This window comes from Agrococcus sp. SGAir0287 (assembly GCF_005484985.1).
Lineage (GTDB): Bacteria > Actinomycetota > Actinomycetes > Actinomycetales > Microbacteriaceae > Agrococcus.
Map to the genome: position 1 here is coordinate 1,025,124 of NZ_CP027942.1, position 26,343 is coordinate 1,051,466.

Annotated in this window: 26 protein-coding genes; 16 read left to right on the forward strand and 10 right to left on the reverse strand. The window is 73.6% G+C overall.

The features are described 5' to 3' along the window. The first annotated feature begins 18 nt into the window (after positions 1-18). The 3 genes from dapE to C1N71_RS04845 all read left to right on the forward strand — a co-directional run bounded on the left by dapE (position 19) and on the right by C1N71_RS04845 (position 2,579). Positions 19-1,101, forward strand: coding sequence for a succinyl-diaminopimelate desuccinylase (dapE, locus tag C1N71_RS04835; RefSeq protein WP_137755382.1), 1,083 nt, complete (start codon positions 19-21; stop codon positions 1,099-1,101). Between the two features lie 15 nt (positions 1,102-1,116). Continuing rightward, on the forward strand, positions 1,117-2,280 hold the full coding sequence (locus C1N71_RS04840; RefSeq protein WP_137755383.1) for a hypothetical protein: 1,164 nt from the start codon (positions 1,117-1,119) through the stop codon (positions 2,278-2,280). A gap of 125 nt (positions 2,281-2,405) precedes the next feature. Then, positions 2,406-2,579: a DUF3117 domain-containing protein gene (locus C1N71_RS04845; protein WP_092505945.1), complete on the forward strand. Its 174-nt coding sequence runs from the start codon at positions 2,406-2,408 to the stop codon at positions 2,577-2,579. 73 nt (positions 2,580-2,652) lie between these two features. Here C1N71_RS04845 and C1N71_RS04850 read toward each other — a convergent pair whose 3' ends face one another. Next, positions 2,653-3,285 (reverse strand): O-methyltransferase, encoded by a 633-nt coding sequence (locus tag C1N71_RS04850; protein WP_137755384.1) that lies wholly within the window; start codon positions 3,283-3,285, stop codon positions 2,653-2,655. Positions 3,286-3,393: 108 nt separating this feature from the next. Here C1N71_RS04850 and C1N71_RS04855 point away from each other — a divergent pair, with 108 nt between their 5' ends. The 3 genes from C1N71_RS04855 to C1N71_RS04865 all read left to right on the forward strand — a co-directional run bounded on the left by C1N71_RS04855 (position 3,394) and on the right by C1N71_RS04865 (position 6,664). Beyond that, positions 3,394-3,810, forward strand: a complete 417-nt coding sequence (locus C1N71_RS04855; protein ID WP_254678100.1) for a Sec-independent protein translocase TatB — start codon at positions 3,394-3,396, stop codon at positions 3,808-3,810. Between the two features lie 83 nt (positions 3,811-3,893). Then, positions 3,894-5,249 (forward strand): MFS transporter, encoded by a 1,356-nt coding sequence (locus tag C1N71_RS04860; protein ID WP_137755385.1) that lies wholly within the window; start codon positions 3,894-3,896, stop codon positions 5,247-5,249. Further along, positions 5,246-6,664, forward strand: a complete 1,419-nt coding sequence (locus tag C1N71_RS04865; RefSeq protein WP_137755386.1) for a pyridoxal phosphate-dependent decarboxylase family protein — start codon at positions 5,246-5,248, stop codon at positions 6,662-6,664. Before C1N71_RS04860 ends, C1N71_RS04865 begins: the two co-directional genes overlap by 4 nt. A gap of 6 nt (positions 6,665-6,670) precedes the next feature. Here C1N71_RS04865 and C1N71_RS04870 read toward each other — a convergent pair whose 3' ends face one another. From C1N71_RS04870 to C1N71_RS04880, 3 genes are read right to left on the reverse strand one after another with little or no spacing between them, the layout of a single operon-like run. Continuing rightward, positions 6,671-7,765, reverse strand: coding sequence for an Mrp/NBP35 family ATP-binding protein (locus C1N71_RS04870; protein WP_137755387.1), 1,095 nt, complete (start codon positions 7,763-7,765; stop codon positions 6,671-6,673). Further along, positions 7,762-8,322 carry a DUF1003 domain-containing protein gene (locus C1N71_RS04875; protein WP_254678101.1) on the reverse strand — a complete coding sequence of 187 codons (561 nt, stop codon included), beginning with the start codon at positions 8,320-8,322 and terminating at the stop codon, positions 7,762-7,764. Before C1N71_RS04875 ends, C1N71_RS04870 begins: the two co-directional genes overlap by 4 nt. Further along, on the reverse strand, positions 8,315-9,547 hold the full coding sequence (locus C1N71_RS04880) for a magnesium transporter MgtE N-terminal domain-containing protein (RefSeq protein WP_254678102.1): 1,233 nt from the start codon (positions 9,545-9,547) through the stop codon (positions 8,315-8,317). The genes C1N71_RS04875 and C1N71_RS04880 overlap by 8 nt, the downstream gene beginning before the upstream one ends. A 76-nt stretch (positions 9,548-9,623) precedes the next feature. Here C1N71_RS04880 and C1N71_RS04885 point away from each other — a divergent pair, with 76 nt between their 5' ends. Further along, complete coding sequence (locus C1N71_RS04885) at positions 9,624-10,163, forward strand: general stress protein (RefSeq protein WP_137755388.1); 540 nt, start codon at positions 9,624-9,626, stop codon at positions 10,161-10,163. Here the strand turns inward: C1N71_RS04885 and C1N71_RS04890 are convergent. Next, a complete protein-coding gene (locus C1N71_RS04890; RefSeq protein WP_137755389.1) occupies positions 10,108-11,031 on the reverse strand; it encodes an ArgP/LysG family DNA-binding transcriptional regulator in 924 nt (307 codons plus the stop codon). The genes C1N71_RS04885 and C1N71_RS04890 overlap by 56 nt on opposite strands. Positions 11,032-11,115: 84 nt before the next feature. Here C1N71_RS04890 and C1N71_RS04895 point away from each other — a divergent pair, with 84 nt between their 5' ends. Then, entirely contained in the window at positions 11,116-11,760 is a 645-nt protein-coding gene (locus C1N71_RS04895) for a LysE/ArgO family amino acid transporter (protein WP_254678103.1), read from the forward strand. Between the two features lie 76 nt (positions 11,761-11,836). Here the strand turns inward: C1N71_RS04895 and C1N71_RS04905 are convergent, their stop codons facing one another. Next, on the reverse strand, positions 11,837-13,327 hold the full coding sequence (locus C1N71_RS04905) for an aminopeptidase P family protein (protein ID WP_175414107.1): 1,491 nt from the start codon (positions 13,325-13,327) through the stop codon (positions 11,837-11,839). Positions 13,328-13,377: 50 nt separating this feature from the next. Between C1N71_RS04905 and C1N71_RS04910 the strand changes: the two genes are divergently transcribed. The 3 genes from C1N71_RS04910 to C1N71_RS04920 are packed head-to-tail and all read left to right on the forward strand — an operon-like array spanning position 13,378 to position 15,943. Further along, positions 13,378-14,184 carry an alpha/beta fold hydrolase gene (locus tag C1N71_RS04910; RefSeq protein WP_137755391.1) on the forward strand — a complete coding sequence of 269 codons (807 nt, stop codon included), beginning with the start codon at positions 13,378-13,380 and terminating at the stop codon, positions 14,182-14,184. After that, positions 14,181-14,906 (forward strand): esterase/lipase family protein, encoded by a 726-nt coding sequence (locus tag C1N71_RS04915; protein ID WP_137755392.1) that lies wholly within the window; start codon positions 14,181-14,183, stop codon positions 14,904-14,906. Before C1N71_RS04910 ends, C1N71_RS04915 begins: the two co-directional genes overlap by 4 nt. Next, positions 14,903-15,943: a hypothetical protein gene (locus tag C1N71_RS04920; protein WP_137755393.1), complete on the forward strand. Its 1,041-nt coding sequence runs from the start codon at positions 14,903-14,905 to the stop codon at positions 15,941-15,943. Before C1N71_RS04915 ends, C1N71_RS04920 begins: the two co-directional genes overlap by 4 nt. Before the next feature lie 18 nt (positions 15,944-15,961). On the opposite strand, the gene C1N71_RS04925 is transcribed toward C1N71_RS04920, so the two are convergent. From C1N71_RS04925 to C1N71_RS04935, 3 genes are read right to left on the reverse strand one after another with little or no spacing between them, the layout of a single operon-like run. Beyond that, a complete protein-coding gene (locus tag C1N71_RS04925) occupies positions 15,962-17,629 on the reverse strand; it encodes an FAD-binding oxidoreductase (RefSeq protein WP_137755394.1) in 1,668 nt (555 codons plus the stop codon). Beyond that, complete coding sequence (locus C1N71_RS04930; protein ID WP_137755395.1) at positions 17,626-18,327, reverse strand: lysophospholipid acyltransferase family protein; 702 nt, start codon at positions 18,325-18,327, stop codon at positions 17,626-17,628. Before C1N71_RS04930 ends, C1N71_RS04925 begins: the two co-directional genes overlap by 4 nt. A gap of 9 nt (positions 18,328-18,336) precedes the next feature. Further along, entirely contained in the window at positions 18,337-19,092 is a 756-nt protein-coding gene (locus tag C1N71_RS04935; RefSeq protein ID WP_137755396.1) for an SDR family NAD(P)-dependent oxidoreductase, read from the reverse strand. 90 nt (positions 19,093-19,182) lie between these two features. Between C1N71_RS04935 and C1N71_RS04940 the strand changes: the two genes are divergently transcribed. Genes C1N71_RS04940 through C1N71_RS04950 form a run of 3 tightly spaced genes read left to right on the forward strand, consistent with a single transcriptional unit; the run spans position 19,183 to position 23,117 of the window. Further along, complete coding sequence (locus C1N71_RS04940; protein WP_137755397.1) at positions 19,183-19,986, forward strand: hypothetical protein; 804 nt, start codon at positions 19,183-19,185, stop codon at positions 19,984-19,986. Further along, entirely contained in the window at positions 19,983-22,274 is a 2,292-nt protein-coding gene (locus C1N71_RS04945) for an SDR family oxidoreductase (protein ID WP_137755398.1), read from the forward strand. The genes C1N71_RS04940 and C1N71_RS04945 overlap by 4 nt, the downstream gene beginning before the upstream one ends. A gap of 48 nt (positions 22,275-22,322) precedes the next feature. Then, positions 22,323-23,117: a ferritin-like domain-containing protein gene (locus C1N71_RS04950; RefSeq protein ID WP_137755399.1), complete on the forward strand. Its 795-nt coding sequence runs from the start codon at positions 22,323-22,325 to the stop codon at positions 23,115-23,117. Between the two features lie 503 nt (positions 23,118-23,620). On the opposite strand, the gene C1N71_RS04955 is transcribed toward C1N71_RS04950, so the two are convergent. Then, positions 23,621-24,628, reverse strand: a complete 1,008-nt coding sequence (locus C1N71_RS04955; protein WP_137755400.1) for an endonuclease/exonuclease/phosphatase family protein — start codon at positions 24,626-24,628, stop codon at positions 23,621-23,623. Positions 24,629-24,681: 53 nt separating this feature from the next. Between C1N71_RS04955 and C1N71_RS04960 the strand changes: the two genes are divergently transcribed. Further along, the gene (locus C1N71_RS04960; protein WP_137755401.1) at positions 24,682-25,566 is read left to right on the forward strand and encodes a PHP domain-containing protein; all 885 of its coding nucleotides are present in this window, start codon (positions 24,682-24,684) and stop codon (positions 25,564-25,566) included. An 86-nt stretch (positions 25,567-25,652) separates the two neighbouring features. After that, positions 25,653-26,306 carry a suppressor of fused domain protein gene (locus C1N71_RS04965; RefSeq protein ID WP_137755402.1) on the forward strand — a complete coding sequence of 218 codons (654 nt, stop codon included), beginning with the start codon at positions 25,653-25,655 and terminating at the stop codon, positions 26,304-26,306. Positions 26,307-26,343: the final 37 nt, after the last annotated feature.

Here is a 26,343-nt window from a genome sequence, read left to right on the forward strand (position 1 = left end):
CAGCCTAGGCTGGGAGCCATGGCTGCCCCGACGCTCGACCTGACCGCACCCGCCGTGGACCTCACACGGCAGCTGCTCGACATCCCCTCGGTCTCCGACGACGAGGGACCGCTCGCCGACGCCATCGAGGCGGCGCTGCAGGGCGTGACGCACCTGCAGGTGACGCGCGTGGGCGACACGGTCGTCGCCCGCACCGACCTCGGTCGCGACCGCCGCGTCGTCATCGCCGGCCACATCGACACCGTGCCGATCAACGGCAACGTGCCCTCGCGCCTCGAGTCGCTCGGCGGCGTCGAGTACCTGTGGGGCCGCGGCGCGGTGGACATGAAGGCCGGCGTCGCCGTGCAGCTGCTGCTCGCGGTGCAGCTCGCCGAGCCGATCGTGGACGTGACGTGGATCTGGTACGACCACGAGGAGGTGGGCGAGGAGCAGAACGGCCTGCGCCGCCTCGCCGCCGAGCGGCCGGATCTCATGGCGGGCGACTTCGCGATCCTCGGGGAGCCGTCGAACGGCCACATCGAGGGAGGCTGCAACGGCACGCTCCGCGTCGAGGTGCGCACGCGCGGCGTCCGCGCGCACTCCGCGCGCTCGTGGGTGGGCCACAACGCCATCCACGATGCGGCGCAGGTGCTGCAGACGCTGCAGGACTACCGCGCGCGCGACGTCGAGGTCGAGGGCCTCGTCTACCGCGAGGGCCTCAACGCCGTCGGCATCGTCGGCGGCGTCGCCGGCAACGTCATCCCCGACGAGTGCCGCGTGCAGGTGAACTACCGCTTCGCGCCCTCGCGGACCGTCGACGAGGCGATCGAGCACGTCACGGAGCTCTTCGAGGGCTTCGACGTGGAGGTGCAGGATGCCGCCGCGGGCGCGCGCCCCGGGCTCGACGCACCCCTCGCGCGCGAGTTCGTCGAGGCCGTCGGCGTCGAGCCGCGTCCGAAGTACGGCTGGACCGACGTGGCCCGCTTCTGGAGCCTCGGCATCCCCGCCGTCAACTACGGCCCCGGCGACCCCCTCAAGGCGCACGCCGACGACGAGCGCGTGGAGCTGCAGCAGATCGTCGACGTCGAGCGCGGCCTGCGGGCCTGGCTCACCGGCGCCTGACGCGAGCGCACGCGGATGCGGTGGTGGGCGCGGCTGCCGTGGTGGGGGCGCGCGCTCGCCATCTGGGCCGCGAGCCGCGTCGTGTCGACGTCGCTGCTCGCCGCGTTCGCCGCCGCGCAGCCCGCGAACGTGTACACGGCGGCGTCACCGTCGCTCGTCGAACTCTCGACGATCTGGGACGCGCGCTGGTACGAGCACGTCGCGACGCGCGGCTATCCCGACGTCCTGCCGCGCGAGCCCTCGGGTGCGATCGACGACAACGCGTGGGCCTTCATGCCCGTCTACCCGATGCTCGTGCGGGCGCTCGTGCGCCTCGGGCTCGACTGGCAGGTCGCGGCGCTCGTCATCGCGTGGGCGGCGTCGGCGGTCTTCGCGGTGCTGGCCTACCGGCTGCTGCGCGAGACGATCCCGCAGCACGCGGCCTTCGCGCTCGCGATCGTGCTCCTCGGACCGGTCGCGCCGCTCCTCCAGGTCGGCTACGCGGAGTCGCTGCACCTCGCGCTGCTCGCGGGCGCGCTCCTGGCGCTGCGGCATCGGCGGTGGGTGCTGCTCGCCGCACTCGTGCCGCTCATGGCGCTCACGCGCCCGTCGGGGCTCGCGTTCGCGCTCGCGCTCGGCATCGTCGCCGCGTGGTCGTGGTGGCGGGAGCGCGACGCCTGGCCGCGCCGCGACCTCCGCATCCTCGTCGCGCTCGCGGCGTGGGCGCTCGCATGGGGGCTCGCGTGGCCCGCCTACGCCGCCGTGCGCACGGGCGAGCCGGGCGCGTACGTCGCGACGGAGCTCGGCTGGCGCGCGCCCTACGTCGGCCCGATGGAGCTCGTGCCGGGCACCGGCTGGGTCGCGGGCGCGCAGTGGTGGCTCGGCGGCATGGGGCTCGGGCTGCTGGCGATCGTCGTCGGCGGGCTCGTGTGGGTGCTCGCACGCCGCGCGACGCGCGAGGCGATGGGCGTCGAGGCGTGGGCGTGGACCGTCGCCTACCTCCTCTACCTCCTGGCCGTATGGTTCCCGCAGTCGTCGACGTTCCGCATCCTGCTGCCGGCGTACGGCCTTGCCGCCGTCGTCGCGGTGCTGCCGGGCCGATGGTGGCGTCCGCTCGCGCTCGTCGCGTGCATCGCAGGGCAGGTCTGGTGGCTCGGGGCGTGCTGGTGGGTCGTGGGGGTCGACTGGACCATCCCGTAGCGCAGCCGCGGGGTCGTCTCGGGTCACGGTCCGCCATCGATTGCATGACGATCATGTTGCGAACCCAGGGTCCATTCCTGGATGCGTGGGATACTGGACGTCTGGGAACGAGAGGGGAACCCCTGATGGCTGCGATGAAGCCTCGCACTGGTGACGGTCCGCTGGAGGCAGTGAGGGAGGGACGGCTCATCGTCGTGCGCGTCCCCCTCGAAGGCGGCGGTCGCCTCGTCGTGTCCGTGAACGACGCCGAGGCGGCGGAGCTGCACGCTGCGCTGAGCGAGGTCGTCGTCTCGGCGTGACGCGTCGGACGTGACGAAGGGCGGGCCCGCGGGCCCGCCCTTCGTCATGCGTGCGTCGGATGCGCGTCGGCGCCTACGGCTCCGGCAGCCGCGTGACATGCAGGAGGCCGTCGCCCGCGGGGCTCACGGCCATGGCGACGGCGTCGGATGCGCTCAGCTCCTTCAGCAGGGCGCGTGCGTCGGCGACCGCATCGCCGCGCTGGGCGGGGTCGGCGACCCTGCCGCCGAGCAGCGCGTGCGCGACGAGCACGGTGCCGCCGACGCGCACGAGACGCAGCGCGTGCTCGACGTGCTCGATGCGGTCCGCGGGGTCGGCGTCCACGAGCACGACGTCGTAGCTCGCCTCGTTCATGCGCGGCAGCACCTCGCTCGCCGAGCCCGTGATGAGGCGCACCTTCGCCTGCGCGTAGCCGGCGCGCGTGAAGGCGGCGCGCGCCTGGGCGTGGTGGTCGAGCTCCGTGTCGATCGAGGTGAGGGTCGCCGCGGGCGCCCCGCGCAGCAGCCAGAGGCCGCTCACGCCCGTGCCCGTGCCGATCTCGAGGATCGCGCCGGCGCCGAGCGTCGCGGTGGTGAGGGCGAGCAGCGCACCGACGGCAGGCTCGACCGAGACGATGCCGAGCTCGTCGGCCGCGTCGCGCGCGGCGGCGATCACGGCGTCCTCGGGCGCGAGCTCGTCGAGGTACTTCGACGTCAGGGCAGTCTCCACGGCATCCTCCGCTCCCGAGGCTAGCCGCGCGCCCGGGTCCCGCCGCCGCGCCGCGCCGCGTGGGACGGCGCGGCGGTAGTCTGGAGGTCACGTCGAGAGGAGAGGATCGTGACGTTCCTCGGGCTCACCCTCGACAAGCTCATCGTCATCGGCATCATCGCGGCGATCATCCTCGGCCCCGAGCGCCTGCCGTCCGCGGCGGAGCGCCTCGCAGGCCTGGTGCGCAGCGTGCGCGACCTCGCGAACGGCGCGAAGGATCGCATGCGCGAGGAGATGGGGCCGGAGTTCGACGAGGTCGACTGGCGCAAGCTCGATCCCAGGCAGTACGACCCGCGGCGCATCGTGCGCGAGGCGCTGCAGGACGACGCGCCGACCGCGGCCCGCACGGCCACGACGCAGGCCTCGACGGCGAGCACCGTCGCGGCGATGGCGGCGGCCGGCCGGTCGTCGAGCCGGCCGCGTCGTGCGGCCGCCGCGCGCGATCCGCTGCCGCACGGCGCGCCCTTCGACGTCGAGGCGACGTGACGCCGACGCCCGGCGACCGTCCAGCGGGCATCCACGGGGGTTCGTCGTGACGATGCCTCACCTTCTGCCGTAGAGTCTGCAGCATGCCGCAGGACCGCATCCCTCGCTCCACGGTCGTGCGCTACTCCGCGGGAGCGCTCGGCACGGGTGGCTTCAGCACGCTCCCCGGGCTCGTGCTCCTCTACTTCATGACCGACACGCTCGGCATCGCTGCGCTCTGGGCCGGGCTGGTCATCGGCATCGTGCGCGTGTGGGACGTCGTCGCCGACCCCGTCATCGGCGCGCTGTCCGACGACGACGACGCGCGCACGGGCTCGCGTCGGCGGTGGATGCTCGTGGGCGGCATCGCCCTGCCGGTGCTGTTCGTCCTCATGTTCGCGGTGCCCGCCGACCTCCCGCCGCTCGTCGCCGTGCTCTGGGTCGGCATCGCGTACTTCGGCGCGGCGACCGCCTTCAGCGTCTTCCAGGTGCCGTACATGGCGCTGCCCGCGTCGATCTCGCACGACTACGACGAGCGCACACGACTGCTCACGGCGCGCGTCATCGTGCTGACCATCGCCATCCTCGCCTTCGGCGGCGGGGGACCGGCGCTGCGCGGCATCGTCGAGGACGCGCACGTCGGCTACCTGCTCATGGGCGTCATCTGCGCCGCCCTCCTCGCGGTCGGCTGCCTCGTCGCGGTGCGCAGCGCGCCGCGTCACGCGCCGACCGCGCCGCCGCGCCGCTCGATCGCGGCCATCTACCGCGAGACGTGGGACGTGCTGCGGCACGGCCCGAGCCTGCGCGCGCTCGTCGTGCCGTTCTTCCTGCAGGCGCTCGCGACCGGCCTCATGCTCGCGGGCGGGCAGTACGTCGCGACGTACATCCTCCAGGACGAGGATGCGATCACCTTCCTGTTCGTCGCGCTCATCGCGCCCGCCATCCTCGCGGCGCCGGGCTGGCAGTGGCTGTCGGCGCGCACGTCGAAGCGCTTCGCGTTCCAGCTCGCCTCGATCGTCTTCATCGTCGGCGGCGTGCTGCTCGTGCCTGCGCTGCTCGTGCCCGACGCCCTCGTCTACGCGCCCGTCGCCCTGGCGGGCCTCGGCTACGCCGGGATGCAGTCCCTGCCGATGGCGATGCTGCCCGACGCGATGGCCCACGACCGCAAGCGCACGGGCGTCGACCGCTCGGGCGTCATCGGCGGCGTCTGGACGGCGATGGAGACGACGGGCTTCGCGCTCGGCGGCCTCGTCATGTCCATCGTCCTCGCCGCCACGGGCTACGTCGCGAGCCGCGGCGGCGCCGAGCAGCCCGAGAGCGTCGTCGTCGGCATCGCCGTCGCCTTCAGCGTCATCCCCGCGCTCGTCGTGCTCGTGTCGCTCGTGCCGCTGCGCGGCTACCGCCTCACGCGCGCCGTCGTCGACGCGGAGGTCGCTCCCCGGCAGGAGACCCAGGCATGACCTTCGCGATCGAGCCCGACGAGGTGCTCGCGCGCCTGCGATCCCTGCGCGCGGAGCGCGACGCTCCGACGCGCGGCGGCCGCGTGCTGTCCTACGTCTACGACCCGGGCGTCCCCGAGCTGCACCACCTCGTCGAGGAGGCCGCGCTCGAGGTGCTGCACCTCAACGGGCTCGACCCGTTCGTCTACGGCTCCCTCGCCGTCGTCGAGCGCGAGCTCGGCGCCATGATGAAGCGACTGCTGCACGGCGACGAGGGCGTGGTCGCGACCTGCACCTCGGGCGGCACGGAGTCGATCATCCTGGCGGTGCTCGCTGCGCGCGAGGCACATCCCGGCAGGCGCCGCATCGTCGCGCCGACCACGCGGCACCCGGCGTTCCAGAAGGCCGCGCATCTGCTGGGCATGACGCTCGAGGTCGTGCCGGTGACGCCGGACGGCGTCGTCGACGTCGACGCGTTCGTCGCGGCGCTCGACGACGACGTCGCCCTGGCGGTCGTGTCGGCGCCGAGCTATCCGCACGGCGTCGTCGATCCGATCGAGGCGGTCGCGGCCGCATGCGCCGAGCGCGGCATCGACGTGCACGTCGACGCGTGCTTCGGCGGCATGGTGCTGCCCTTCCTCGACGACGTGCCGCCGTGGGACCTCGCCGTGCCCGGCGTCACGTCGATCTCGGCCGACCTGCACAAGTACGGCTACGGGCCGAAGGGCGCCTCCGTGCTGCTGCAGCGCGGCGCCGATCGGCAGCGCGGCATGATGTTCGCCGACGCCGACTGGCCCGGCTACCCCGTCGCGACGTCGACGCTGCTCGGCTCGCGCCAGGCCGCGGGTCTCGTCGCGGCGTGGGCGGTGCTGCAGTCGCTCGGCACCGAGGGCTTCGGCGTCCTGCAGGCGCGGTGCCGGCGCATCGCCGACGCCATCCGCTCGACCGTCGAGGGCATCGAGGGTCTGCGCGTCGTGGGCGATCCCGTCGGCGTCGCGCTCGCGATCGCGACCGACGCCGCCTCGGCGTCGCCGGTCGACCCCCTCCGGCTCGGCGACGCGCTCGTCGCGCGCGGCTTCCTCGCCCAGGCGCAGCCGGGCCTGCGGCAGCACGGCCAGCCCGACCTCCCCTCGACGCTCCACCTCACGGTGACGCCCGCGCTCGACCAGCACCTCGACGCGCTGCGCGAGGCGCTCGTCGCATGCGCCGAGGAGGTGCGGGGCGTGCCGGCCGCGACGGGCGAGGCCGCCGCGCCCCTCGCCGCGCTCGAGGGCGTGCCGATCGACTCCGCCACGGCGGGGGCGATCCTCGCGCAGGTCGGCGCGGAGGACCTCGGTGCCGAGCGCGCCGAGCTCATCGCCGTCATCGAGGCCACGCCGCCGAGCGTCGTCCACCGCCTGCTCGTCGAGCTGCTCGCGCGCGAGCTCGGCGACTGAGGGCCCTCAGCGGGTCGAGAACGGCAGCGCGCGTCCGGCGAGCCCACGGCCGCCGCGCAGGCGCTCGGCGAGCGCCGCGATCGCGCGCGCGGCGGGGTCGTCGGGATGCGCGACGACGACGGGCGTGCCCGCGTCGCCGTCCTGCCGCAGCGCCATCGACAGCGGCACGCTCGCGAGCAGCTCCACCTCGAGCCGCGCCGCAGCCTCCGCGCCCCCGCCGGCACCGAAGAGCTCGAGCACGCCCCCGTCGGGCTGCACGAGTCCCGCCATGTTCTCGACGACGCCGACGACGCGCTGCCCCGTCTGCCGCGCGACCTCCGCGGAGCGCTCGGCGACGTCGGCGGCGGCGCGCTGCGGCGTCGTGACGACGACCACGTCGGCGTGGGGGAGCAGCTGCCCCAGGGAGATCGCGACGTCGCCCGTGCCCGGTGGCATGTCGATGAGCAGCACGTCGAGGTCGCCCCACCAGACGTCGGTGAGGAACTGCTGCAGGGTGCGATGCAGCATGGGTCCGCGCCAGGAGACCGCGCGGTTGCCCTCGACGAGCATGCCGATCGACACGACGTGCACGCCGTGCGCCGTCGGCGGCATCATGAGGTCCCCGACGCGCGTGGGCGCGTCGTCGACGCCGAGGATGCCGGGGATCGAGTAGCCGTGCACGTCCGCGTCCACGAGGCCGACGCGGAGGCCCGTGCGCGCGAGCGCGACGGCGAGGTTCGCGGTGAGCGTCGACTTGCCGACGCCGCCCTTGCCGCTCGTGACCGCGACGATGCGCGTGAGCGAGTCGGGGCCGAACGCGATCGTGCGGGCGCCGCGCAGCCGCTCGACGAGCGCCTGCCGCTCGGAGGGGGTCATGACGCCGACCGCGACCTCGGCGGCGTCGACGCCGTCGACGCCGAGCGTCGCCGCGCGCACGTCCGCCTCGATGCGATCGGCGGCGGGGCATCCGACGATCGTGAGCCGCAGGTCCACGTGCGCGACACCGCCGTCGACCGCGACGTCGCCGACCATGTCGAGCTCCGTGATGGGCCTGCGGATCTCGGGATCCACGACCCGCGCGAGGGCCGCGCGGACGGCATCCGCCGTCGCCGCGTCCGTCACGGCCTCGACTCGGGCCCGGCGTCCCCGGCGTCCGACTCGGCTCGCCGCTGCTCCTCGATGTCGTCGAGCAGGCTCTTCAGCTCGGCGCGGATGAAGTCCTTCGTCGCCATGTCCTTGATCGCGAGGCGCAGCGCCACGACCTCGCGGGCGAGGTACTCGGTGTCGTTGAGGTTGCGCTCGGCGCGGACGCGGTCCTGCTCGATCTGCACGCGGTCGCGGTCATCCTGCCGGTTCTGCGCGAGCAGGATCATCGGGGCGGCGTAGGAGGCCTGCAGCGACAGCGCGAGCGTGAGCAGCGGGAAGCCCTGGTCCTGGGGGTCGAACTGCGAGTCGTGCGGCGCGATCGAGTTGTAGCCGAGCCAGAAGGTCACGAAGATCGTCATCCCGACGAGGAACCACGGCGTGCCCATGCCGCGCGCCATCGCCTCGCTGAAGCCGCCGAACCGGTCCTTCGACTCGCGTCGGCCGCGTCGGCGACCGAAGAGGCCCCGGCCGGCGCCCTTCGGGGTCGCGAGCCGATCCTGGCGCTCCTCGCGCTCGTCCCGACGGTCAGCCACGGCGCACCTCCGCGTCGTCGCGGCGCCAGTCGTCGGGGAGGATGTGGTCGAGCACGTCGTCGACCGTCACGACGCCGACGAGCCGCGACTGGTCGTCGACGACGGGCACGGACACGAGGTTGTAGGTCGCCATGCGGCGCGTGAGCTCGGCTGCCGTCTCGTCGACGCGCACGGGCTCGAGGGCGGGGTCGAGCAGCGTGCCGAGGCGCTCGTTCGGCGGGTATCGCAGCAGTCGCTGGAAGTGCACGACGCCGAGGAAGGCGCCCGTGGGCGGCTCGTACGGCGGCAGCGTCACGAAGACGGCCGCGGCGAGCGCCGGCGCGATCTCGTGCCGCCGGATCGTCGCGAGCGCCTCGGCGACCGTCGCATCCGAGGCGAGGATGACGGGCTCGGTCGTCATGAGGCCGCCCGCGGTGTCCTGGCCGTAGGCGAGCAGCATGCGTACGTCCTCGGCCTCCTCCGGCTCCATGAGCTCGAGGAGCGCCTCGCCGCGCTCGGCGGGCAGCTGCGCGATGAGGTCCGCGGCGTCGTCGGGCTGCATCTGGTCGAGGACGTCGGCGGCGCGGTCGTCGCCGAGCGCGTCGAGGATCGCGACCTGGTCGTCCTCGCCCATCTCCTCGAGCACGTCCGCGAGGCGGTCGTCGGAGAGGTCGCCGGCGACCTCGAGCATGCGCTGCGAGGGCAGGTCGAGCAGCGCCGTCGCGACGTCGGCGGCGGGCAGGTCCTGCAGCTGCGCGAGGATGTGGTCCGACTCCTGCTCGCCGGCGTCGTCGTGCACGACGTCCATCCACCGAGCGAGGGTCGTAGGCCCCTTGCCGAACGGCGACGTGCGGGGCTTGCGGAGGAAGACCTGGTCGACGACCCATTCGCCGGGCGCGGTCTCGACGATCGACAGGTCCTCGAGCCGCGCCTCGGTGCCGTCGCGGAGGGTCACCGAGCGGCCGAGCACCTCGGCGAGCACGAGCTGCTCGCCGCCGCGCTGCTCGAACCGGCGCAGGTTGATGAGGCCCGTCGTGATGAGCTGCCCGCCGCCGATCGCCATGACGCGGCCGACGGACAGGAACACGCGACGCTTGCCCGTCACCTCGACGACGAAGCCCACGATGCGAGGCGCCGCGGTCTCGCGCGGCACCATGACGACGTCGCGGACGCGCCCGACCTTGTCGCCCTGGGGGTCGAAGACGGGGCAGCCCGCGAGCCGTGCGACGAACGCCTTGCTGCTCACGGTGCAACGCTACCTGTGGGCTTCGCGGGTCGCGAACGCCCCACGCCAGCGCCGCGCGACGTGGGACCATGGAGGCGTGACCATCCTCCAGCCCTCCGACCGCGGCGAGCAGCGACTGCCCGACGGCATCGTCGTCGCGTCGTTCCCCACCTACGCCGAGGCGCAGGCGGCGGTGAACAGGCTGTCGGAGTCGGACGCGGACATCCGCGGCCTCGCGATCGTCGGCAACGACCTCAAGCTCGTCGAACGGGTCATGGGTCGGCTCACCTGGGGTCGCGTCGCGCTGAACGGCCTGCTGCGCGGGCTCATGTTCGGCGTGTTCTTCGGGCTCGCGATCTACCTGCTCATGCCCGAGTCGCTGCAGTCGGCGTTCATCCTGCCGCTGCTCGGCGCGGCCATGGGCATCCTGCTGGCGATCGTCACGCATGCCATGACACGCAAGCGCCGCGAGTTCTCGAGCGTGCAGCAGGTGATGGCTGCCCGCTACGACGTCGTCGCGCCGCAGGGCATCGCGGGTCGAGCGATGCACGTCATCGGGCAGCGCTCGGCACCCGCGCCGGTCACGACGCCGGCCGAGGCGCCGGTCGCGCCGGCCCCCGAGACGCCGCAGGCGTAGCGACGATGTCGGCCGCCTCCGCGGCAGCCGCGACCACGGCGTCCGTGATGGCGTCGAGCAGCGTCGACGCCAGGTTCCAGCGCTGCCAGTGCAGCGGCACGTCGATCGGGTCGCCGTCGAGCGCGACGAACGCGCCGGTGGCGAGCTGCGAGGGCAGCAGCATGCCCCAGCCGAGGCCCAGCTCGATCGCGTGGCCGAACTCCGCGGACGCCGACACGAGGTGGCGCGGCGGCGAGCCCTCGACGCCGCGCGCGCCGAGGTGGCGCGACTGCAGCACGTCGGAGTCGTCGAAGTCGACATAGGGCGCGCGGGCGAGCTCGGCGGCGGTGCCCCCTTCCGGCAGCCATCGCGCGGCGAAGTCGCGGCTCGCCGCCGCGACGTAGCGCATCGCGCCGATCGGCGAGGAGACGCACCCGGGGACCGGCTCGCGCTGCGCGGTGACGGCACCCATGACCGTGCCGGCCTCGAGCAGCGCCGCCGTGCGCTCCTGATCCTCGCGGTGCAGCTCGACGACGACGTCGTGCCGCTGCGCCACGGCGGCGACCGCGGGCAGGAACCAGCTCGCGAGGGAGTCGGCGTTGACGCCCAGGCGCATCGTCGCGGTGCCCTGGTCGGCGCCGAGCGCCCGGAGCGCCTCGTGCTCGAGCAGCGCGAGCTGCCGACCCAGGCGCAGCAGCATCGTGCCGTCGGGCGTGGGGCGCACGGGTCGCGTCCGCGCGAGCAGCACGCGTCCGAGCTGCCGCTCGAGGGCCCGGATGCGCTGGCTCACGGCGGAGGGGGTGAGGGAGAGCGCCTGCGCCGCGCCGTCGAGGGTGCCGGCGTCGACCGCGGCGACGAGGGTGCGCAGCAGGTCGCGGGGGAGGTCCATGCCGTGAGGCTACCTGCAGCGCTGCTTCAGGTGCTGCAGATCCCTGCGCTGGTGCTGCAGGTCGTACGGTCGTAGCGTCGACGCGTGCTCTCGCTCGCCGCCTTCCTCGCCGGACTCGCCATCTGCCTCGGCCTCATCGTCTCGATCGGCGCGCAGAACTCCTACGTGCTGCGTCAGGGCATCCGCCGCGAGCACGTCGGCGCGATCGTGCTCGCGTGCATCGCGAGCGAGGTCGTGCTGCAGACCGCTGGCGTCGCAGGCGTGGCGGTGCTCGTCGAGCACGTGCCGTGGCTCGACGGCGTCGCGCGGTGGGCGGGCGCGATCTTCCTCGTCGGCTACGCGTTCGTGTGCGCGCGACGCGCATGGCGCGGAGGCGGCTCGCTCGTCGCGGCGCCCGACGAGACGGGAGCGGGCGAGGGCGGCGTCGCCGTGCGGCAGCGCACGTCGCGGCGCACGGCCGTGCTCACGATCCTCGCGCTCACGTGGCTCAACCCGCACGCGCTCATCGAGACCACGCTCGTCATGGGCTCGATCGCCGCGACGCACGGCGAGGCGCGCTGGTCGTTCCTCGTCGGCGGGCTCGTCGCCGCCGCCGTCTGGTTCGTGGGCTTCGGCTACGGCGCTCGTCTGCTCGCGCCCGTCATGCGCACCGAGCGCGCGTGGCGCATCCTCGACGCCGGCATCGCCGTCGTCATGCTCGGCATCGCCGTCGGCCTCGTGACGCTCTGAGCGCCGGAGCGCCGGAGCGCCGGAGCGCCGGAGCGCCGGAGCGCCGGAGCGCCGGAGCGCCGGAGCGCCGGAGCGCTCAGGCGCGCAGCCGCGCCATCCACGCCTCGACGTCGTCGACCGTGCGCGGGATGGCGCCGCAGAGGTTGCGCACGCCGTCGGCCGTGACGACGACGTCGTCCTCGATGCGCACGCCGATGCCGCGCAGCTCCTCGGGCACCGTGAGGTCGTCGGGCTGGAAGTAGAGGCCGGGCTCGATCGTGAAGACCATCCCCTCCTCGACGATGCCGTCGTGGTAGAAGTCGCGCCGCGCCTGCGCGCAGTCGTGCACGTCGAGGCCGAGGTGATGGCTCGTGCCGTGCACCATCCACCGCCGGTGCAGCTGGTTCTCGGGCTCGAGGGACTCCTCCGCCGACATCGGCAGCAGCCCCCACTCGGCGGTGCGTCGCGCGATGACCTCCATCGCGGCCGCGTGGATCTCCTTGAACACGATGCCGGGCCGCACGACCGCGAACGCGGCGTCGGCCGCCTCGAGCACGGCCTCGTAGACCTTCCGCTGCACGGGGGAGAAGGTGCCGGAGATCGGCAGCGTGCGCGTGACGTCGGCGGTGTAGAGGGAGTCGACCTCGACGCCGGCGTCGAGCAGCATGAGGTCGCCGTCGCGCACGACGCCGTCGTTGCGCGTCCAGTGCAGGATGCACGCGTGCGCACCCGAGGCCGCGATCGTGTCGTAGCCGACGGCGTTGCCGTCCATGCGCGCGCGGCGGTGGAAGGTGCCCTCGACGACGCGCTCGCCGCGGGCGTGCGCGCGAGCGGCGTCGAGGTCGCGGATGACGTCCTCGAAGCCCGCCTGCGTCGCGTCGACGGCGCGCTGCACCTCGGCGATCTCCCACGCGCTCTTGACGAGGCGCAGCTCTGCGAGGTCGCGGCCGACGACGTCGGCGCCCTCGGCGCTCGCGTTGGCGCGCTCGCTCAGCCGAGCGACGATCGCCGGATCGCCCTCGGTCGTGACGAGCACGGGCACCGAGGCGTCGTCGAGCACCGCGTCCACCTCGGCGAGGTCCTTCGTCGCGACGTCGAGGTCGGCGGCGACGTGCGCGAGCGAGGGGCGCGGACCGATCCAGAACTCGCCGATCTCGGCGTTCGCGAAGAACTCCGTCGTGTCGCGGCCGGCGGGCTGGCGGAAGTAGAGCGTCGCGTCGTGCCCGTCGTCGGTGGGCTCGAGGACGAGCACGGAGTCGGGCTCGGCGTCGGCCCCCCAGCCCGTGAGGATCGCGAAGTCGGGGGCCGCGCGGTACGGGTAGTCCGTGTCGTTCGAGCGCTGCTTGCGCGGTCCGGCGGGCACGACGATGCGGGCGCCGGGATGCTTCGCCGACAGCGCGGCGCGTCGCGCGGCCGCCTCGGCGGCAGCGGCGCGCGGCTCGGGCAGCACCTCCTCGCGGTCCGCCCAGCCCTGCTGCACGTGCTCGACGAAGCGGCTCGACAGCGGCGTCGTCGACCGACCGGCGTTGCGCTCGTTCGCCTGGGGCTCGGCGGTGGTCTCGGCTGCGCTCGTCGTCGTGTCGCTCATGGCATCCATCCTCGCACCGTCGCCCAGGCTCGCGGTCCTACGATCGGACGATGGGCGGTCGACTGCGCGCGGGCAGACGCGCCTGGCGCGCCGAGAATCGCGGTCGGCTGGGTGCGACGCGGTCGGAGCATCGGCGCGGCGAGGACGTCGTCGTCGCCTGGCACTGGCGCGGCGGCCATGCGCGCACGCTCGTCCTCGTGCACGGCATCGGCATGGGCCAGCAGTACTTCGGGCTGCTGCGCGAGGAGCTCTGCCGCCCGTACGACGTCGTCGCGATCGACCTGCCCGGCTTCGGGGAGTCGCCGGAGCCGACGAGGCAGGCGTCGATGCCGGAGTGCGCCGACCACGTCGCGGCGGTGCTGCGCGACCTGGGCATCGCCCCGGTCGTCGCCATCGGCCACTCGATGGGCACGCAGGTCGTCGCCGAGCTCGCCGCACGGCACCCGGACCTCGTCGAGCGACTCGTGCTCATCGGCCCGACGGTCGACGCGAGGCATCGCTCGAAGCGGTCGCAGACGGCGCGGCTGCTGCTCGATCTCGTCAACGATCCGCCGATCGTCGCCGCCGTCGGCCTGCGGATGTACGCGCAGGCCGGTCCGCGCTGGTTCCTCACGCAGTTCGACGCGATGCTCGCCCACCGCATCGAGGACGTCGCACCGCGCATCGACTGCCCGACGCTCGTCGTGCGCGGCTCGAGCGACGTCGTCTGCCCCCGGGGCTGGACGCGGCACGTGGCCTCCCTCATCCCCGACGCCACGTTCCGCGAGGCGCGAGGCAAGGGGCACGAGGCGATGATCACGGGCGCCGAGCCCGTCGCCCGCATGGTGACGAGGTTCCTCGAGGACACGGGCGCATGATCCCGGACCTCGTTCGGCGCGGCGCGACGTGGGCGCTGGACTACGTCGATGCGACGCGCGGCCAGCTGCGCGCCTTCGTGCGTCGCACGACGCCCTACGACGTGCCGCCGCCCGCCGGCGCCGCGACCGTCGTGCTCCTGCCGGGGGTGTGGGAGCGCTGGCGGTACCTCGAGCCGCTCGCGCGGCGGCTGGCGGCGCGGGGGCTCGGGGTCCGCGCCGTGCCCGCGCTCGGGTGGAACCTCGCGCCGTTCGTCGACGCCGTGCCGCTCGTGCGCGCGGCGATCGACGACCTCCACGGCGACGTCGTGCTCGTCGCGCACTCGAAGGGCGGGCTGACGGGCAAGCGCGTGCTCGTCGACTGGGCGCGCGACCGCATCGCCCAGGCGACGCCCGAGGGCGTGCGGCTCGTGGGCCTCGTCGCCGTCGCGACGCCGTTCGGCGGATCCGCGCGCGCTCGGCTGCTGCCATGGTGGCGCTCGCTCGCAGAGCTCCGCGACGACTCGCCCGCGCTGCGGGAGCTCGCGGCCGAGACGGAGGCGAATGCGCGCATCGTCGAGCTCGTGCCCGCGTGGGACCCGCACGTGCCCGCCACGCCGCCGCTCGTCGGCGGCGAGGTCGTGCGCCTGCGCGCCGCCGGGCACTTCTCGAGCCTCGAGAGCCGCGAGGTGCTCGAGGCGATCGTCGCGGCCATCGACCGCCTGCGCGCCCGGGAGCCATCATGACGTCGCTCGCAGCCCGACTCCTCGCCGGCCCGCGCGGTCGCCGCCTCTGCCTCGACGTCGCGATGCACGACGACCGCGTGCGGGAGGCGGTCTTCTGGGCTGCATGGGCGATCGAGCGCGACGACCCCGCGGTCGGCACGACGTGGATCGCGCTCGACGGGCCGGGGAGCGCTGCAGCCGACGCCGTGCCGCACCGCTCGGTGGACGACGTGGTTCAGGCGATCCTGGCGTCGCACGTCGACGTCGACGCAGCGGTCGTCGACGCTGCGCTCTCCAGCGCGGTGTCCTCAGCCCGGTACTGGCAGGAGCCGGACGCCGACGATCGCATCGCGAGCGACCGGGTCGTGAGCGACGTCCTCGCTCCGATCGCCGAGGCCGTCGCCGCGAGCGACCACTGGCTGCGCGACGGCCGGGCGCGCGGCTCCTGGCTCGTGCGATGGGACGAGACGCCGCCGCGTACGGCCGTCGACCTCACCGCGGCGCGGGCGGCCGAGCTCGCCGACGACGAGGCGATGCGCGCCCACCCGCTCGACGCAGGAGGCGTGCCGGTCGGCGGCGCGTGGTGGTCGACGCCGCAGACGCCCGAGACCGTCGGTCGCCTGCCCATCGCGCTCGCTCTCGTCGAGGACGAGCTCGGCTGGCAGGGCGCGACCGCGATCGCGATGCGCGAGCCCGACCGGCTGCTCCGGATCGCGTCGATCGACGACTGGCTGGCGCTGTGCCGAGCCCATCCGCTCGAGGTCACCTTCGCCCGTCGCCACGACTGGACGCGGACGACGGGGGAGCGGCACGCGTCATGGATCGTGCCCGACTGGGTCGCGGTCGCGGCGCACCACGACGCCGTGCACCTCGACGTGCGCTGCTGGCTCGAGGGCGCGGGACGAGCGCTGCGCGTCGACGACGACGCAGCGACCGTCATCGCGGGATGGTCGCCGGACGCGACGTGCTGGCTGCGCGACCCGCAGCCCGTCGACGGCGTCCCGTCGCGACGCTTCGCGCGCGACGACGCCGCCGGCTGGGTCGAGCTCGACGCCTGACCCAGCGCGACGGCGGCGTCAGTCGGCGACGATCGCGCCCGGGTTGAGGATGCGCTGCGGGTCGGACGCGGCGAACAGTCCGCGCATGACCGTGACGCCCTCGGCCGAGATGTCCTGCTCGAGCCACGGCGCGTGCTCGAAGCCGACGCCGTGGTGGTGCGAGATCGAGCCGCCGTGGTCGACGAACGACTGCTGGATGGCCGACTTCACGGTCTCGTACTCGGCGATCTCGTCGCCGCCCGCGACCCACGCGAACGTGAAGTAGAGGCACGCGCCCGAGTGGTACGAGTGCGACAGATGGCACATGATCCAGCCGGGCTGCCCGATCCGCTCGTAGGCGGCGTTCGCCGAGGCGACGGTCGCGTCGTACAGCTCGAGCAGGCGCGACCACGGCGCGACGGTCTCGGACACGTCGGCGACGGCGCCGCGGTCGAGGAGGAAGTCGCGCAGGTAGGGGGTGTCGAACTTCTTCTGGTCGTACAGCACGCCGGGGCCGGTGCCCACGCCCATGCCGCCGTACGCCTTCACGATCCTCTCGACCGCTGCGCGCTGCCGGCGCACGTGCGCGGGCGAGCCCTCGTAGCCGATGAACGACATGCAGATCTCGTCGAGGTCCCAGCCCTTCGACCGCATGAGACGGGGGAGCACCTCCTCGGCGAGGATGCGCGACGTGCCCGTGCGCAGCTTGCTCGTCGACATCGAGAACGCCGTCTCGCGCGCATCCGACACGCGTGTGATCGACGGTGCGGCATCCGACGCCGCGATCGCCTGCATCGCGCCGAGCGCGACGTTCCAGCGCGGGAAGAAGTACGCGTGGATGACGCGCTCCTCGGGGACGCGGTGCACCTGCACCGAGACCTCGGTGATGATGCCGAGACGGCCCTCCGACCCGAGCACCATCTCGCGCACGCTCGGCCCGGTCGACGCGTTCGGCATCGCGCGGATGACGAGCGTGCCGTCGGGGCGCACGACCCGCATGCCTCGGGTGATCTCGGCGATGTCGCCGTACTTGTCCGACTGCATGCCGCTCGAGCGCGTCGCGACCCAGCCGCCGAGCGTCGAGTGCGTGAACGAGTCGGGGAAGTGGCCGAGCGTCCAGCCCTTCGCGTTCAGCTGCGCCTCGAGGTCGGGCCCGAGCGCGCCCGCCTGGATGCGCGCGATCTGCGACGGCTCGTCGATGTCGACGAGCAGGCGCATGCGACCCATGTCGACCGACACGATCGGTCGCGTCTCGGTCGCGGTCGGCTCGAGGGAGCCTGCGATGTTCGAGCCGCCGCCGAAGGGGATGAGCACGGCGTTCGCGGCGACCGCGACCTGCACGATGCGGGCCACGTCGTCCTCGTCGCCGGGGTAGGCGACGACGTCGGGGATGCGCGGCAGGATGCCGGCGCGCACCCGGATGAGGTCGCGGATCGACTTGCCGTACGTGTGCACGACGCGATCGAGGTCCTCGGTCACGACGTGCTCGGCCCCGATGGCGCCGCGCAGCTCGTCGAGGAGTGCGGACGGCGCCTGCGACGCGGGCACGTCGAGCGCGTCGAACGACGGCGTGTCGACGGCGGGGGCGGCGTGCAGGTCGAGCCCGACGGCCTGCTGCACGAAGGGCGCGAACGCGGGCTTGTCCTCGAAGTGGAACCCGACGCCCTCGCGGCCCCAGCCCCACCACTTCATGTGCTCGACGGTCATGCCGGCAGCTCCTTCGCGTCAGGACCGCCGTGGACGGTCACGAGTCGGACGACCTCCGCCTGCACGCGGGCGGTGAGGTCGCGGGCGGTCTCGCCCTCGATCGGTGCGATCGGGTCGCCGAAGACGACCGTCACGGGCAGTCGCCCAGGCTTCGGCCACGACGACCCTCGCGGATGGGCCTCGTGCGCGCCGATGAGCGCGACGGGCAGGATCGGCACGCCCAGGCTCGTGGCGAGCGCCGCCGATCCGGGGCGGAAGGGCCCCATCCTGCCGGTCTTCGAGCGCGTGCCCTCGGGGAACAGCAGCACGGGGATGCCGCGCTCGAGCAGGCTGCGCGCCGACACCACCTGCTTGCGCCGTCCGGAGCGCTGCACGGGGAAGGCGTTGAAGAACAGCGCGGTGAGTCCGCGGCGCCACCACACGTCGAAGAAGTAGTCGGCGGCGGCGCCGATCGCGAGGGTCTTCGCGATGCGCCACGGCAGGGCCGAGAGGATCGACGGCGCGTCGAGGTGGCTCGAGTGGTTCGCGACGAGGATGAACGGCTTCCCCTCGAGGGCTGCCGCCTTCTCGGCGTCGACGGCGTGCAGCGTGACGGTGGCGTGGACGGCCGACTTCAGCACGCCGCGTTGCGCGCCGAAGCGAGCGACCTCATGCGCCTTCGAGTCGAAGCGGTCGCGGGGATGCGAGGCGTCTGCCACCAGGACAACCTATCGATCGCGACGCGATCGCAGCGCACGCGAGAGCGCTCGCACGCCCGAGCGCGGCATGACGCGCAGCAATCCCGCGAACGCCTTGTACCGAACGCTCGGTATGGACAGGACCTTGCCGCGATCGACGTCGCGCAGGCATGCCGCGACCACGGCGTCGGGCTCGAGCCACAGCACGTCGGGCAGCCCGGACGCTGCCATGCCCGCCCGCTCGTGGAACTCGGTGCGCACCCAGCCGGGCAGCAGCGCCGTGACGGTGACGCCCGAGCCGTGCAGCTCGTTCGCGAGCCCCTCGGTCAGCGTCGTCACCCACGCCTTGATCGCCGCGTACGCGCCCATGGCAGTGAGCCCGGCGGTGGAGGACACCGTGACGATCGCGCCCTCGCCGCGTGGGCGCATCGCACGCGCCGCCGCGGCGGCGAGGCGCTGCGTCGAGCGCCCCATGACCTCCCACGCACGGTCGTGCTCGGCGGGGTCCGCGCTCATGATGGGCGCGTGCATCCCGAACCCGGCGCACGTCACGAGCATGCCGATGGGGGAGTCCTCGGACTCGAGCCGCGCGGCGACGCGCTCCTGCTCGTCGCGGACCGCGAGGTCCGCGGGCAGCACCTCGACGTCGACCGGCAGCTCCGCCGCCATCGCCTCGAGCCGCGCGCGATCGCGGGCCACGAGGACCAGGTCGTGACCGCGGGCGGCGAGGGCGCGCGCGAAGGCCGCTCCGATGCCGGAGGACGCACCGGTGACGAGCGCACGCATGCGCCCCACCCTAGCGAGCGCCCCGGTCGAGGGGCTCGACCGTCGATCGACCGATCGGCGAGCCATGCTCGGGCCGGTATCGTCGAGACGATGACCAGCACCACCGCGCCCGAGCGCGGCTTCGACGTGCGCGCGTTCGCCCGCGACGCGCGCGGCAGCCACCGCGACGCGCTCGACCTCGATGCGTTCGTCGCGAGCCCGCTCGACGACGTCTCGCTGCGCCTCGTCGCCGTGCTGCACCACGTCGAGGCCGCCACGATGGGGCGTCTGCGCGACATGCTCGTGACCGCGACGCACAAGGACGCGCGCATGACGGCGTTCCTCGTGACGTGGGCGTACGAGCGCTTCTGGATCGCCGACGCGCTGCGCGCGATCCTCGAGGCGCACGGTCACCCCACCGAGCTGCACGGCCGGCCGCGGCTCCGCCCGCGCGAGCTCGCCGAGCGTCGAGGACCCGTGCGCCGTGCGATCCTCGCCAACGTGACGGGAAACGACGTCGTCGCCATCCACGCCGCGACCGGGCTCGTCGACGAGTGGATCATCGGCGAGGCCTTCGGTGCCCTCGCGCGCCACGCGCGCCACACGACGATCGACGTGCTCGCCCGCATCGTCGACGAGGTCCAGGCGCGCCACCTCGACTTCCTCGGCCAGGAGGCGCACGCGAGGCTCGCCCGCTCGACGCGCGCCCGCCGGCTCACGCGCCGAGCGCTGCTCGGCGCCGCATGGCCCATCGGCGCCATCCACGTGCCCGCGAGGGCGCGGCACCTGCTCGAGCGGCTCACGTTCGCAGGTGCGCAGGGCCGCGAGGCCATCGTGCGCGTGCGCGACCGCGTCGCGGCGCTGCCGGGCATGGATGCGACAGCGGACCGTCTGGCTGCCAGGCTGGTGGCATGAGTCCCACGACGCCGCACGACCTCGGGTCCGCTCACGTCCTCCTCACCGGAGCGACCGGATTCGTCGGTCAGGCCATCCTCGAGCGCCTGCTCGCGACGTTCCCCGACACGACGATCTCGATCCTCGTGCGCGGCAAGGGCGACGAGAGCGCCGAGCAGCGCGCGGCGGCGCTGCTGCGCAAGCCGGTCTTCGACGCCTGGCGCGCCGCGGTCGGCGACGAGGTCGCCGATGCCGCGATCGGCACGCGCATCACGGTCATCGACTCCGGGCTCGACGAGGTCGCGCCGCTGCCTGCCGGCATCGACGTCGTCTTCCACTCCGCGGCGAGCGTGTCGTTCGACCCGCCCATCGACGAGTCGTTCGACACGAACCTCGGGGGTGCGGTCGGCCTGTACGAGGCGGTGCGCGCCACGGGCGCCGACCCGCACGTCGTGCACATCTCCACCTGCTACGTCGGCGGCCTGCGCAAGGGCGTCGCGCTCGAGCAGAGCCTCGAGCACTCGGTCGACTGGCGCCTCGAGCACCGTGCCGCCCGGCAGGCGCGCGAGCGCGTCGAGATGCAGTCGCGCATGCCAGAGCTGCTCACGGGATTCCTCGACGCAGCGCGCGCCGAGCACGGCAAGGCCGGACCGCTCGCGGTCGCGTCCGCGAGCGAGGAGGCACGCCGCGCCTGGGTGACCGAGCAGCTCGTCGAGGCCGGCCGCACGCGGGCGCAGAGCCTCGGCTGGACCGACGTCTACACGCTCACGAAGGCGTTCGCCGAGCGCGCCGCCGAGGAGCTGTGGGGCGCCGAGCGACGCCTGTCGATCGTGCGCCCGTCGATCATCGAGTCGGCCGCGCAGCACCCGTACCCGGGCTGGATCGACGGCTTCAAGGTCGCAGACCCCCTCATCGTCGCCTACGGCAAGGGCCAGCTGCCCGAGTTCCCCGGCTCGCCGGATTCCGTGCTCGACGTCATCCCCGTCGACCACGTCGTGAACGCGGCGATCGCGGCCGCGACGCAGCCGCCGCCCGCCGGCAGCCCCGCGTACTACCAGGTGGCGTCGGGGCGCTCGAACCCGCTGCCGTACCACGAGATCTTCGAGGCGGTGCGGACGTACTTCACGAAGCACCCCATGCAGCAGGGCGACGCGCCCGTCATCGTGCCCGAGTGGACCTTCCCCGGCGGCATGCGCGTCGACCGGCGCCTCGCGCAGCAGCAGCGCGCCGTGACGCTCGCGCAGAAGGCGCTCGGCGTCATGCCGACGACGTCGCGCACGCGCCGCTGGCGCACGTCGACGGACAAGGCCGTGCGCGACATCGGCCGCCTGCGCCAGTTCATCGCGCTCTACAAGGTGTACGTGCAGTCGGAGATCATCTTCGACGACGCGAACACGAAGGCGCTGCACGCGTCGCTGCCGCCCGAGATCGCCGCCGACCGCGGCTTCGACATCACGGCCATCGACTGGGAGCACTACCTGCAGGACGTGCACCTGCCCGCTGTGACCGAGCTCGCCACGTCGTTCTCCGCGCGGCGTCGCGCGAAGGCGAAGGCGGCGATCGCCGAGTCCGCCGCGGGCCTGCCGCAGCGCTCCGACGTGCTCGCGGTCTTCGACCTCGAGGGCACGCTCGTGGACTCGAACATCGTCGAGCAGTACCTGTGGGTGCGCACGAACGGCGTGCGCCGCACGGCGTATCCCGCCGAGGTCGTGCGGATGCTCGCCGACGTGCCGCGCTACCTCGCCGCCGAGCGTCGCGACCGCGGCGAGTTCATCCGCGAGTTCATGCGCCGCTACGAGGGCATGGCCGTCGACCGGCTCGAGCGCATCGTCCAGGGCAGCGGCTACCGCGAGCGGATGCTGTCCCACGCGAGCGCCGACGCGATCGAGCGCGTCCTGCAGCACCGCGCCGCCGGGCATCGCACCGTGCTCGTCACCGGATCCTTCGACCGCCTCGCCGCTCCGGTCGCCGCGCTCTTCGACGAGGTCGTCGCCGGCAGCATGCACGAGCGCGACGGTCGTCTCACGGGCTATCTCGCGACCCCGCCGCTCGTCGACGAGGCGCGCGCGTCGTGGCTCGCGCAGTACGCCGACGAGCACGGCGCCGACCTGTCGGCGTCGTACGGCTACGGCGACAGCCACGCCGACCTCGGCTGGCTGCGACTCGTCGGCACGCCGACGGCCGTGAACGCCGACTCGCGGCTCGCGGCCGAGGCGGACCGGCGCGGATGGACGTCGGTACGCTGGCGACGTGGTCCGGCAGTCCGATCCCGGGCGCTGCTCCGAACCATCCCGGAGACCGCCGCATGAGCGCGGTCCGGAGCATCACGGCGTAGAGCAGGACGGGCGAGCGGGCACATGGCCTTCGACATCGACAAGTACACGAAGCAGTCCGAGGGCGTCGAGTGGGGCGACCTCGACCTCGACGCCTTCGACGAGCAGCCGCTCGACGAGCCGACGCTGCGCACGCTGCGCTACATGTGCGACGTCGAGTACCACACGGTCTGCTACCTGCGGGACCTGCTGACGACGCCGTCGCACAAGGAGCCCGAGGTCGGCGCCTTCATGACCATGTGGAACCGCGAGGAGTTCTGGCACGGAGAGGCGCTCGCCGCGGTCCTCGCGAAGCACGACATCACCGTCGACTACGACGTGCTGAAGGCGCGCCGCATCAAGCTCGGCTGGAAGGATCGGCTCGATCCGATCAAGCAGTCGCTGCTCGGCAACGTCGTCGGCCACGACTTCGTCGCCGTGCACATGACGTACGGCGCCGCGAACGAGTACTCGGCGAACGCCGCCTACCACCGCCTCGCGAAGATGGTCACGCATCCCGTGCTCACGCCGCTGCTGAAGCGCATCGCCATCCAGGAGTCGAAGCACATCGCCTTCTACGCGACGCAGGCGCGCAAGCGACTCGAGGCGTCGAAGAAGGCTCGCGTCATCACCCGCTTCGTCATGTCGAAGGTGTGGCAGCCCGTCGGCTCCGGCATCAACACCGACGAGGAGGTCACCCACGTGATGACCCACCTCTTCCAGGGCCCCGACGGCCGCAAGCTCATCCGCGACCTCGACACGAAGATCTCCGCACTGCCCGGGCTCGAGGGGCTGCGGATCGTGGAGAAGGCCATGGACAACCGGGGCGTGCCGGCCTGACGCGCCTGCTGCGCGTCAGGCCGGCGCGCGCCGGTTGGCGACGCGGAACGCAGAGAGGTGTCGTCGGTCGCACCACCCGGCCTTCCTTCGTGCTGCCGGATGCTCGTCGTGTGCTGCGTGCGCGTCTCTCCATGACCGCCCCTTGAGGTGCGAGCGCAGCGAGCCTCGAAAGGGGCTCCCGGGCTCGTTCGCCGATCAGCGGAGCGGGGTCGTCGGGCACCCTTCGAGGCTCGCTGCGCTCGCACCTCAGGGAGCGGGGAGGCTCGCTGCGCTCGCACCTCAGGGAGCGGGGAGGCTCGCTGCGCTCGCACCTCAGGGAGCGGCGGGGAGGATGCTGCTTGCACGCGGGTCTCCACGACCGCACCTCGGAGCTCTCCATGACCGCCCTCAGGGAGCGGGAACAGGTGCTGCGCTCGCGCCACAGAAGCGAGGACGTCTGCTGCGCTCGCACCTCGGGCGAACGGGGGAGCGAGCGTTCACCGAAGCGCCCGCGGGACTGCCCGCTAGCCCTGGCGCAGCACCGCCACCACGGGGCGGTGGTCGGTGCCGAGGTCGTCGTAGCCCGTGAGCACCTGCGCGGCGATCGGGCGCCAGTCCGCCGAGGCGACGACGTGGTCGATCTGCGCGCCGAGCCACGCGGGCGCCCACGTCGGCCACGTGCCGATCGCGCCCGCACCCGTCGCGCCGGCAGCGTCCACGCACGTGCCGATGTCGCCGCTGCCGACGCCGAGCGACGTCCAGTGGTCGAGCGTCGAGTTGAAGTCGCCGCCGACGATGATCGAACGTCCCTGCGCGCAGAGGCTCGCGACGTAGGCGAGATCGTCGCGCCAGTTGCGCATCTGCTGCGGGATCGGCGCCACGGGATGCGTCGCCACCAGCACGGGACCCGAGCCGTCGTCAGGCGTGGCGACGACGGTCGGCAGCGTGTTCGTCTGCCCGACGTCGACCGACGGCTGCGCCGTGTACGAGCCGAGCGCGGCCGACACCAGCAGCGTCGTGTTGAGCGCCCCGTACTCGGAGTTCGCGAAGTCGGTCGTGATCGCCCAGAACGGATTGCCCTCCGCGCCGAGGATCTCGGCCACGCGCGTGCCCGTCTCGATCGTCGTCTCCGGCAGCATCGCCACGTCGGCGCCCGTGTCGCGCAGCAGGCCCGCGATCTCGTCCGCGCCCGGCGCGTCGCCGAGCGTGTTCCACGTCACGACGACGAGGTCGCCCTCGGCGGCCTGCACCGGCGCGTCGTCGACGCCGCGGCTCAGGTGGATGCCCGACGACGCGACCATGAAGACGAGCAGCATCACGACGACGGCGCCCGCGAACCGGCGGATGCGCCTCGCCGTCATGAGCAGCAGGAAGAGCACCGTCAGACCCGCCGCGATCGCCACGACGCCCATCCGCAGCGACACGACCTGCGCGACGATCGGCGCCTGCTCGAGGCCGAACGTCTGCGGCCACGCGGCGACGAGCAGCGCGGCGGCGACCGCGATGCCGAGCAGCCAGCCGAGCACCTTCATCCGTCCAGGGTAGGCGGCGCACCTGTAGATCGTGCGGCTCCTACGATGGAGGGATGACCCCCTCCAGCACGCCCGGCTCGGGCACGCCGTGGGGTCGCATCGACCTGCACGCGCACTCGACCGAGTCCGACGGCACCGAGTCGCCGCGCGAGCTCGTGCTGCAGGCGCACGCCGCGGGCATCGACACCGTCGCGATCACCGACCACGACACGACGTCGGGGTGGGAGGAAGCGGCGGCGACGGCGCGCGAGCTCGGCATGGGGCTCGTGCCCGGCGTCGAGTTCTCCGCGCAGCAGCAGTGGGCGAGCGTCCACGTCCTCGGCTACCTCCTCGACCCCGCGGCACCCGCGTTCCTCGCGGAGCGCGAGCGCATCCGCGTCGAGCGCGTCGAGCGCGCCCGACGCATGGTCGAGCGCATCGGGGCCGACCATCCGCTCACGTGGCAGGACGTGCAGGACCACGCGGCGCCGGGCGCGACGATCGGACGGCCGCACATCGCCGACGCGCTCGTGACGCTCGGGATCGTGCCCGACCGCTCCGCTGCGTTCGACGGCATCCTCCACTGGCGCGGCGGCTACTACCAGCCGCACCGGGCGCCGGCGCCGTCGCAGGCCGTGCGCATCATCCGTGCCGCCGGCGGCGTGCCCGTCATCGCGCATCCCGCCGCCCGCGGCCAGGCGACCATGGACGAGCGCGTCATCGCCGAGCTCGTCGACGCGGGCCTCCTGGGCCTCGAGGTCGAGCACCGCGACAACCCGCCCGAGGCGCGCGCGTGGCTGCGCGAGCAGGCGCGCATCCACGGCCTCATCACGACCGGCTCGAGCGACTGGCACGGCCGCGGCAAGCCCAACGCGTTCGGCGAGCACACGACGAGCGCCGAGGCGCTCGACGCGATCGTCGAGGCCGCGACCGGCGCCGAGCCCACCCGCCCGCGCTGACGCGCCCGCCGTCGGCACGGCGGCCGTGCGCCGATAGCCTGGCGATCGGCACGTGCCGTCGACGAGCGAGAGGACCGCATCCGCCCATGGACGACCTGAGAGCTGGAGACCTGCACGCGCAGTCCCTCATGCAGCACCTCGCGGCGCACCTGGGGGAGCCGTCGACGGTGCTCGCCGAGCGCATCCCCGACGAGCTGCGCATCGACCTCGCGGTCTTCCCGCCCGCCGCCGGTCGGCCGTTCGTGACCCTCGCGACGGTCGGGATGTCGCATCTGCCGATGTTCGTCCCCTCCGAGCTCGCCGATCGCGCGCACCAGGAGCTGCTGCTCGGCGTGCCCGCCGACTGGCCGGGGCTCGTGAACGGCGTCGCCGACGTCGAGGGTGCGCTGCGCGACGATGCGGCCTACTGGCCCATCCGGCTGCTCAAGGGTCTCGCCCGCTACCCGCGCCGCAGCAGCACATGGGTGTCGTGGGGTCACACGATCCCCAGCGGCGCCCGATTCCACGACGACGTGCCGTTCTCGACCGCGCTCGTGGCGCCGCCGCTCGGCCTGCCCGCGGAGATCATGACCGCCCGCACGCCGCTGGGTCGCGTCTCGTACCTGGCCGTCGTGCCGATCACGGATGCGGAGACGCAGCTCGCGAAGTCGACGCCGCGGGGCTCGGACGAGCTCATCGACCGGCTCGAGGCGGCCGGCGTCACGATCGCGATCGACCCGTACCGCGCGTCCGTCGCCTGAGGCGCTCGCGGGCGCTGCGGCGCACCACGACGTCGGC

Bases quoted from the DNA above. Each gene is read 5' to 3' on its own strand.
- dapE (WP_137755382.1), top strand. From the start codon at position 19: ATGGCTGCCCCGACGCTCGACCTGACCGCACCCGCCGTGGACCTCACA.
- C1N71_RS04840 (WP_137755383.1), top strand. From the start codon at position 1,117: ATGCGGTGGTGGGCGCGGCTGCCGTGGTGGGGGCGCGCGCTCGCCATC.
- C1N71_RS04845 (WP_092505945.1), top strand. From the start codon at position 2,406: ATGGCTGCGATGAAGCCTCGCACTGGTGACGGTCCGCTGGAGGCAGTG.
- C1N71_RS04860 (WP_137755385.1), top strand. From the start codon at position 3,894: ATGCCGCAGGACCGCATCCCTCGCTCCACGGTCGTGCGCTACTCCGCG.
- C1N71_RS04865 (WP_137755386.1), top strand. From the start codon at position 5,246: ATGACCTTCGCGATCGAGCCCGACGAGGTGCTCGCGCGCCTGCGATCC.
- C1N71_RS04890 (WP_137755389.1), bottom strand. From the start codon at position 11,031: ATGGACCTCCCCCGCGACCTGCTGCGCACCCTCGTCGCCGCGGTCGAC.
- C1N71_RS04905 (WP_175414107.1), bottom strand. From the start codon at position 13,327: ATGAGCGACACGACGACGAGCGCAGCCGAGACCACCGCCGAGCCCCAG.
- C1N71_RS04910 (WP_137755391.1), top strand. From the start codon at position 13,378: ATGGGCGGTCGACTGCGCGCGGGCAGACGCGCCTGGCGCGCCGAGAAT.
- C1N71_RS04915 (WP_137755392.1), top strand. From the start codon at position 14,181: ATGATCCCGGACCTCGTTCGGCGCGGCGCGACGTGGGCGCTGGACTAC.
- C1N71_RS04920 (WP_137755393.1), top strand. From the start codon at position 14,903: ATGACGTCGCTCGCAGCCCGACTCCTCGCCGGCCCGCGCGGTCGCCGC.
- C1N71_RS04925 (WP_137755394.1), bottom strand. From the start codon at position 17,629: ATGACCGTCGAGCACATGAAGTGGTGGGGCTGGGGCCGCGAGGGCGTC.
- C1N71_RS04935 (WP_137755396.1), bottom strand. From the start codon at position 19,092: ATGCGTGCGCTCGTCACCGGTGCGTCCTCCGGCATCGGAGCGGCCTTC.
- C1N71_RS04940 (WP_137755397.1), top strand. From the start codon at position 19,183: ATGACCAGCACCACCGCGCCCGAGCGCGGCTTCGACGTGCGCGCGTTC.
- C1N71_RS04945 (WP_137755398.1), top strand. From the start codon at position 19,983: ATGAGTCCCACGACGCCGCACGACCTCGGGTCCGCTCACGTCCTCCTC.
- C1N71_RS04950 (WP_137755399.1), top strand. From the start codon at position 22,323: ATGGCCTTCGACATCGACAAGTACACGAAGCAGTCCGAGGGCGTCGAG.
- C1N71_RS04955 (WP_137755400.1), bottom strand. From the start codon at position 24,628: ATGAAGGTGCTCGGCTGGCTGCTCGGCATCGCGGTCGCCGCCGCGCTG.
- C1N71_RS04960 (WP_137755401.1), top strand. From the start codon at position 24,682: ATGACCCCCTCCAGCACGCCCGGCTCGGGCACGCCGTGGGGTCGCATC.
- C1N71_RS04965 (WP_137755402.1), top strand. From the start codon at position 25,653: ATGGACGACCTGAGAGCTGGAGACCTGCACGCGCAGTCCCTCATGCAG.